The 6,833-nt window shown below is 38.1% G+C and carries 12 protein-coding genes; 4 read left to right on the top strand and 8 right to left on the bottom strand.

What is annotated here, in order from left to right:
* Window positions 1–178, bottom strand: a 178-nt coding sequence (locus C200_RS14860; protein WP_080750118.1) for a helix-turn-helix domain-containing protein, incomplete at its 3' end; no start/stop codon positions are given.
* A 126-nt stretch (window positions 179–304) separates the two neighbouring features.
* Window positions 305–1,330, bottom strand: coding sequence for a helix-turn-helix domain-containing protein (locus C200_RS04770; protein WP_032126388.1), 1,026 nt, complete (start codon window positions 1,328–1,330; stop codon window positions 305–307).
* A gap of 760 nt (window positions 1,331–2,090) precedes the next feature.
* Here C200_RS04770 and C200_RS04775 point away from each other — a divergent pair.
* The 4 genes from C200_RS04775 (at window position 2,091) to C200_RS04790 (ending at window position 4,322) form a co-directional block, all read left to right on the top strand.
* Complete coding sequence (locus tag C200_RS04775) at window positions 2,091–3,113, top strand: ParA family protein (protein WP_016211377.1); 1,023 nt, start codon at window positions 2,091–2,093, stop codon at window positions 3,111–3,113.
* Window positions 3,114–3,136: 23 nt separating this feature from the next.
* Window positions 3,137–3,460 (top strand): hypothetical protein, encoded by a 324-nt coding sequence (locus tag C200_RS04780; RefSeq protein WP_033923693.1) that lies wholly within the window; start codon window positions 3,137–3,139, stop codon window positions 3,458–3,460.
* Window positions 3,457–3,753, top strand: a complete 297-nt coding sequence (locus C200_RS04785; protein ID WP_033923694.1) for a hypothetical protein — start codon at window positions 3,457–3,459, stop codon at window positions 3,751–3,753. The genes C200_RS04780 and C200_RS04785 overlap by 4 nt, the downstream gene beginning before the upstream one ends.
* Window positions 3,754–4,058: 305 nt before the next feature.
* Window positions 4,059–4,322 carry an RNA recognition motif domain-containing protein gene (locus tag C200_RS04790; protein WP_032126138.1) on the top strand — a complete coding sequence of 88 codons (264 nt, stop codon included), beginning with the start codon at window positions 4,059–4,061 and terminating at the stop codon, window positions 4,320–4,322.
* A 141-nt stretch (window positions 4,323–4,463) separates the two neighbouring features.
* On the opposite strand, the gene lysC is transcribed toward C200_RS04790, so the two are convergent.
* From lysC to C200_RS15365, 6 genes are all read right to left on the bottom strand, one after another.
* The gene (lysC, locus tag C200_RS16875) at window positions 4,464–4,658 is read right to left on the bottom strand and encodes an Rz1-like lysis system protein LysC (RefSeq protein WP_418312554.1); all 195 of its coding nucleotides are present in this window, start codon (window positions 4,656–4,658) and stop codon (window positions 4,464–4,466) included.
* Window positions 4,570–4,998: a hypothetical protein gene (locus tag C200_RS04795; protein WP_016211378.1), complete on the bottom strand. Its 429-nt coding sequence runs from the start codon at window positions 4,996–4,998 to the stop codon at window positions 4,570–4,572. The genes lysC and C200_RS04795 overlap by 89 nt, the downstream gene beginning before the upstream one ends.
* Window positions 4,998–5,435 (bottom strand): C40 family peptidase, encoded by a 438-nt coding sequence (locus C200_RS04800; RefSeq protein ID WP_016211376.1) that lies wholly within the window; start codon window positions 5,433–5,435, stop codon window positions 4,998–5,000. The genes C200_RS04795 and C200_RS04800 overlap by 1 nt, the downstream gene beginning before the upstream one ends.
* Window positions 5,435–6,088, bottom strand: coding sequence for a DUF4376 domain-containing protein (locus C200_RS04805; RefSeq protein WP_016211382.1), 654 nt, complete (start codon window positions 6,086–6,088; stop codon window positions 5,435–5,437). Before C200_RS04805 ends, C200_RS04800 begins: the two co-directional genes overlap by 1 nt.
* A gap of 11 nt (window positions 6,089–6,099) precedes the next feature.
* Window positions 6,100–6,591, bottom strand: a complete 492-nt coding sequence (locus C200_RS04810; RefSeq protein ID WP_016211381.1) for a gp53-like domain-containing protein — start codon at window positions 6,589–6,591, stop codon at window positions 6,100–6,102.
* Between the two features lie 70 nt (window positions 6,592–6,661).
* On the bottom strand, window positions 6,662–6,833 hold a 172-nt coding region (locus tag C200_RS15365; protein ID WP_033923692.1), incomplete at its 5' end, for a transposase.

The following is a 6,833-nucleotide window of genomic DNA, read 5'->3' on the forward strand; positions in this document are numbered from 1 at the left end:
AAGTAAGCCGGTGACAATAAAGACCTTTAAAATCGATTGGGGTGTGCCGTTTAATCTCACGGCTAATCGTGCTAGGAGAAAAGCCAAGTGCTCTAGCAATTGATCTGAGCGAGTCTCCCTCTGATAACCGTTGTTCGATATAAAAACGATCTTTTTCATTTAAGTGCCGATAAACCATCTCTACCCTCTAAGTCAAAAGGCGAACTAGAGAGTTTATCTGTATGAATATGAACTCTCTACTGAGTGTTGCACTTCAGATGACGGAGGGCGCTTACTTATCTGAAGTCGAACATATCCTGAAAAGTTAAGGCATCTGTATAGGCTTACTAAACTTCGGTGCAATTGCACTTAAAATACCCATAACCTTATCAATTGAATAAGCTTCATCAAGATATTCATTTTTAAGAAACCATACCATTTCATGCACCTTATTACCAAAACGATTTGATAAGTACGTAAGTCGTTTAAGGTGTTTATCAGTCAATACTCTTTTAAACTTCACAGCTTCTCTTGTCTTTTGCTTGTTAGTTTCTTGCCAATAAGCTGAGCTCATTGGGTTAGTTACTTGTTGCTGAGAATCTGAATGAATAGCCTGTTGTTCATGATAATAGGATTGACTACATGGATTTGTGACTTTTGCTGTTTTTAAGGGCAAATCATTTGTTAAAGACTGAGTTACACAATAGTCCTCATTTTTTCCTAAGTATTCAGACATAACTACTGTCGTTTTTTCAAGTTCTTTGGCTTCAGCTAAATAGCCTTCTGTTTCTAAAATAAGTTCATCGATTAAAGTATTATTTGAGTCTTGATTCTTGGCTTCTCGTAATTGATGCAGACTGTCTTCAATAACAACAACAGCAGGTTTACCACTTTCTTGGATATTTTGTTTTGGTCGTGGATGGTTATTATCAAAACTAGGTTCCTCATCTAAGTTCTTTTGAGTGACATGAATGTCACTAGGGGGTGACTCCATATTTTCATTACAATTAGTTTTATTTGTGTTGTTCTGTTTTTCATCATTTTTAGTTTTTTTGTATAAAGATTCACCAAGCCCAGGAATTAATGTAATGACGTTAATGGTGTTGCTGTAACGGGCTGTTTTAACGGAGTCGGTTAGAATGACCCCTGCTTTGCGTAGCATGTTTAAAATTCGTTTAATGTGCCGTACGCTTAGGCAGACAGCATCTGCAATGTAGCTAGCGCTTGCTTGTACAGTGCCATTTTTTTTAGCTCGACGAGTAAGGTAATGGATGACTCGCAAGCACCCAGGGTGGTAGTTTACCTTTTGTTCGACGTTACGCATAACGTCATCATTGAATACGGTATACATGGTATCTCCATTTTGGAGATAGATATAAAGCACTAGTAAAGTTGATTAATTAATACAACTTTCTTATACTAGATTTGTCTTCCTTGGGGGATGTTAACTTGGTGGCCAAACTAAATAAACATCTTCCCTTGGGCTTTTCTCTTTATCTATCTATTGTTTTCGCATAAATTTAAGTATCTGTTAATTTCGATTAAACATTAGCATCCAAGAAAAAACAGTGCAATAGCTAGCAAACTAAGTAAATCAAGGTGTTAGTTAAAAATGCCTTATAAGCATAAATGTAATTCACGTCAAAAAAAATTCATTTTTTGAAAATTTAGTGTGCAATTAATTCCATATCAAAAAGCGTATAATTTTTTCTTTAAAGCTATGTAGTACAAGGCTTTCAGTTACTTTAAAGAACCGTACACAAATAATACACAAAGTAGACACAAACCGCACACGAGGTAGACATATAAAACCGTACACAAATAATACACAAAGTAGACACAAACCGTACACATTTTCAGATTTTTAGCGCTAAAAACATTTTTTTGTTTTTCCACTAAAACCGTACACAAACTTAGCACAAAGTAGACACAAACCGTACACACACTATTTCCACATTGTTAAGATAAACCGTACACAAAGCATACACACGTTATTTTCCCATTGTTGAGAAAACTAGGGAAAGTAAGGGTTATTAACATAATTATATTGACAAGTGCTAAGTTACAACTATTATGTAAACAAACGTAGATATTGAAACAGAGTGTATGTTATGAGCAAAGAGAAAGCCTACTTAACTGCTGGTGATTTGCTAGAGGTCTTAGGTGTTAATACAGTTCAGGGTGTTTACAAGATTTTAAAGTCTCTTGATATTGAAACTTATACTATTAATTCTCGAAGCAAAGTTATTACTCCAGAGGGAATAAGAAATTTATTAATAGAACGAGGATTTAAATATCCTAAGAAAAATTTATCTTTTCAGATTGTGAAAGGGGGAGTGGGTAAAACTTCGTTATCCTACTCTTTAGCTTGTCGTGCAGCTCATTATGGAGCTAGGGTTTTAGTTATTGATGTTGATCAACAGAGCAACTTAACGACTTCATTTAATGTGAATTCTAGAAATAGGCCTGTTTTATTAAATATGGTTCGTGATAACACTTCTATTGAAGACGCTATTGTTAGTGTTAACGAAATGATCGATATTATTCCATCTAATTTGAATAATTCTCGACTAGATATCGAATTAACCCAGTCAGCTTCCAATTTAAAAGATATGATTAGAGATATGTTAAAATCGGTTAGAAATAATTATGATCTTGTAATTATTGACTGTCCTCCAGCAATTAATAAAATTAATACAGCTGCTACTTGTGGCTCTGATACTGTTATTGTACCAATTAACCCCGACCCATACGCGATGGATGGGCTAGAGTTTACACTGGCTGAACTAAAAAAAATAAGAAAAGAGTTTAAACTTAAATTTAAAGAGAAAATAGTTTGGAATCGATATGATGCACGTGAAAAATTAGGAACTATTTATTTGCATCAATTAGCTAAAAATCCTGACTTGATTAGTAAGATATTACCTGTTGTGATTCGAGTGGATACAAGCCTTAAAAATGCAGTATTTGATGCTGTTTCTATTTTCGAGAAGGCTAAAAAAACAGGAATAAGAGAGGATATTGATCAATTTACTCGTGAAGTACTAGGTATTAATAATTGGGTTGAAGAGCTTCAAAATCCGCCATCGGTAATTCGCAAAGGAAAGAAAAAGCAAAGTAAGAATGTTGCATGAATTAATTTATGTAGGGTGATATTGTGGATTTAAGCGCTCTTCTTAAAAAAACAAAAAATAAAGCTAAGAAAGCTCCAGTAAGTAAACGACAACGAGTTAATATTGCTGCTGACGATCGTCCATATGATTTAGATATAGAAGAAAAAGAGATTCAGTCTAAATTATCTCAGCATGCGTTAGAAGTTGAGGTAAAGTCTGATCTAATAGATGAAAACCGTACACAAACCGTACACAAAGTGAACACGAACCATGCACAAGAAGAGGTAGTAAGAAAAACAGTATTATCAGAGAATGCGTTAGAAGTTGAGGTAAAGTCTAATCTAATAGAAAAACCGCACACAAAGTGAACACAAACCGAACACAGGAAGATATTAAAGTTTCAGCTCCTGATGTGAATTTACTAGTAGGTGTGCAGAAAGATATTTTTATGTTTATTTATAAACAAGCTTCATACCATAAAGATAGAGTGACACGACCGCTCACTTTAGTTGAAATCTCTCAAAAAGTAGGGTGCAAAGTGGGAGCTGTTAAAACAAGTGTTGCGCGCTTAAAAGAAAAGAATTATGTCATGAGGTATGAATATAAAAATGGTCGTGGCGGCTGGACTCGTTATAAAGTATTAAGTGAACCTAGACGATAAAGCTTATGAGAATGTATTAGGTTATTTTAATAATTGATGGGTCGTTAGATTCGAGATCCGTAGCATGTTATCGCTTAAAACATATTTGTTTGACTGTACTTAATTTTTATATGTATGCCATCAGCATATTACGGTTCAGTGTGGTTACCACAAAACTATCTGAGCATGACTGCTTATGTTAATATGCACCATCTATGTTTGGTTTGATAAAATTCAATCTTCAACATGGAGCTGGGCCTTAGAGTCCATTTATAGCCGGGTGTGAACACGGCAACTTAAGAATGATTTAGTGAGACTGATTTTTTATGAAGAAATTATATGTAGGGAATTTGACATATTCTGTTGAAGACCGCGACCTAGTAGAGATGTTTTCAAAGTACGGTGAAGTGATTAGCGCAAGAGTGATTACTGATCGTGATACGGGGCGCTCAAAAGGATTTGCATTTGTTGAGTTTCAAACTCAGGAACAAGCGCAGGCAGCTCTTGAGCTTGATGGGAAAGACTCTGGTGGCCGTAACTTAAAAGTCAATATGGCTAAGCCACAAGAAAAAAGACAAAGTAGCTGGTAGATCAGTTGTTCTTCCACGATGGCGAGCTGTCTGTATAAGCAAAGAATCCTGACTTTCACCTAAGTCAGGATATAAGCCCTCCTTAGTGCAACAATAAAGTTGCTTGCACAGGGAGTGCCTTTTTGACTTAGAGTCAGTCAGTTATGGTTTAATTTTTTCTAAATGATAAAATTCCCGCAAATGATTAATTTGTGTATTGCATTGTTCTAATGATTGGTAATTTTCCACGCCCCAGGTCAGCGCAGCTTTATTGGTTTGTCCTTGGATTTTTGTTGTTTTGCAGCGATTGAGCAGACTGTACGGCGGACTCGCATCGATGTGACTGTGCGTGATCAACGAGTTTGGCTTGGCACAACTTAATAAAAATGGCGTTAGGAATATCAGTAGCAGACCAGTTTTTGCTGGCATGCAGCGATTCAAGTAAGGCGTGATCCACATCATCATGCTCCTCATCGGTAGCGGCTGCTTCGGCAAAATAGCGTTGTTGAATCTGTTTTAAGCGTTGCTGTTCTGAATAAAAGGTTTCAGTGTTGTGTTTCCAATTCGTTTGAGCAATTTCATGGCGCAGCTCATACTGGGCACTTTGCCTCATTTCATAACGCCAAACAAAAATAATGACAATGACCAGGACGCCACCGACGCCATAGGCCCAAAAACTTTTGATCACGCTATACATCATGCACCTTGTTTGATGAGTGTTATTAATTCAATCGGGGTAAGATTTTCACGTTCAGGCAAGCGTAAGCCGCAGCGCTTTAAAATCTGTGCGGCAAATTCAGCACATTGCCAACCTGTGTGGTCTTTTTGCTTAAGACCTAAGCCGGCACGTATCGCATCAATTAAGCTGTAATCATCGGCCAAGTGCTGCAAAATAAATGCCTCAGCCTCACCGAGTAGGGTGACCTGGGTTTTAACCACGTCATAGTTAGCAGGGAGTTTATCGATGGGGATAATGCGCACACCTTTAAAAATCAGCGCCTCGACAAAAAATAATTGATCTTTGATTTTCCAAATGACACCAATATGCGAGTAGGGCGACTCTGTCCACCAGTGCACAATGCTTGAGATAACACTATTACCGCGATAAGCGACGACATCACCGGAGTTGAGCATTAGGCTGCCCCTTGCAAAATGGCCAAGATTTCATCTTGACGGGCGAGCACGTCCCAGTTTTGCGTAGTTACATCAATGATTGTTTGTGTTGCTGTGACTTGCTGTTCTAAAATCCCAGAGTAGGCATAAAGTAATTCAACGCGATGGGTAATGAGATTCTCGAGTTCTTGTAACTCAGTTAGACTCACGTAATACACCGAATTGTTGGATAAAATCCAGCCTAATCTATCATTCACTAATACCGTTAAACTGTCCCACTTTCTAATCGAACGCTCAATATTAAACTGCGATTGTTCGTTGGTATCAAACTGCATCGTTTTATACGTAATCGGCTGATTCATTTCTAGATTACGCCGGGTTTTAATCTCTTTGATATTGCTTGCAATGAGAGTTTGAGCCAGAGCCTCCCCGGTGAGTGTGAGTGCAACTTGATCATTGTTAATAATGTACTTGCCCGGTGAGTTGATAATCTCTAACCATTGGTTCTCAGTGATCGTGATCCACGGCGTCGGCAGTTGTGAGGTATCAATGTTGATTTCAGTGGGATTACCGGGCACGGGGTATTGATACACCGGCGGCGCTGCACTGGTGTATAGGCCGATAATCTCACCGTTATCATCATTGTAATGTGCATAATAATAGTCTGTGCTCATTATTTCCCCTTTTAATAACCGGTTGCAAAATACGAGAACCCAGCCGCTTGTAAGCCTGGGCTAAACATCATCTGAAAGCTCGATTGTGAACGTGAGCAGAGTTTAGGGATCATGTCATTGCCGCTGAGTTGATCCGGGTCTAAGGCAGTGATTACGACATTCGTGCACGCAATCGGGAATGAAATGGGAAAGTTCACAGTAAAGACATTTTCATCACTATAGACTTGGGTGATGGTATTCCACTGACTCCACACACCGTTTAAGCTCATCGAGTAACCGGAATCTTCAGAGAGGATCTTGCGCTTGGTGTGACTGATAATGTTAATGGGGTTATCCCGCCAGTAATTACCATAGCCGATGCACAGCCAGGGCAGGGCAATATAGAGGACGGTGGTTTCACTGGGGTTAGCGACAAAAATATTAAAGCCTAAATCACCGCCCGGCCCACTGGTTTTTGAATGATTATAAAAATTAATATTTTTATTAAAGTCCTCACTCGACAAGACTTTTTCAGTCAGCGGCCATGGGTCATCTTTAAAACGTACATCCGCGGTGCCGGTGGTTTTATAGCACTCAACGAATAGTTTCTGACATTGACTTCATTACTTGACTAAGCGCTGTCTCTAAATTTATTTCATCTTGATCAAGCTTCATGCGAACCCTATTTTTAAGCGGTGACCATACATGCTCTATCGGGTTTAAATCAGGAGAATAAGGGGGTAAAAATAATAAGTGACAACCCGCA

The sequence above is a fragment of the Piscirickettsia salmonis LF-89 = ATCC VR-1361 genome (assembly GCF_000297215.2).
Taxonomy (GTDB): Bacteria; Pseudomonadota; Gammaproteobacteria; order Piscirickettsiales; family Piscirickettsiaceae; genus Piscirickettsia; species Piscirickettsia salmonis.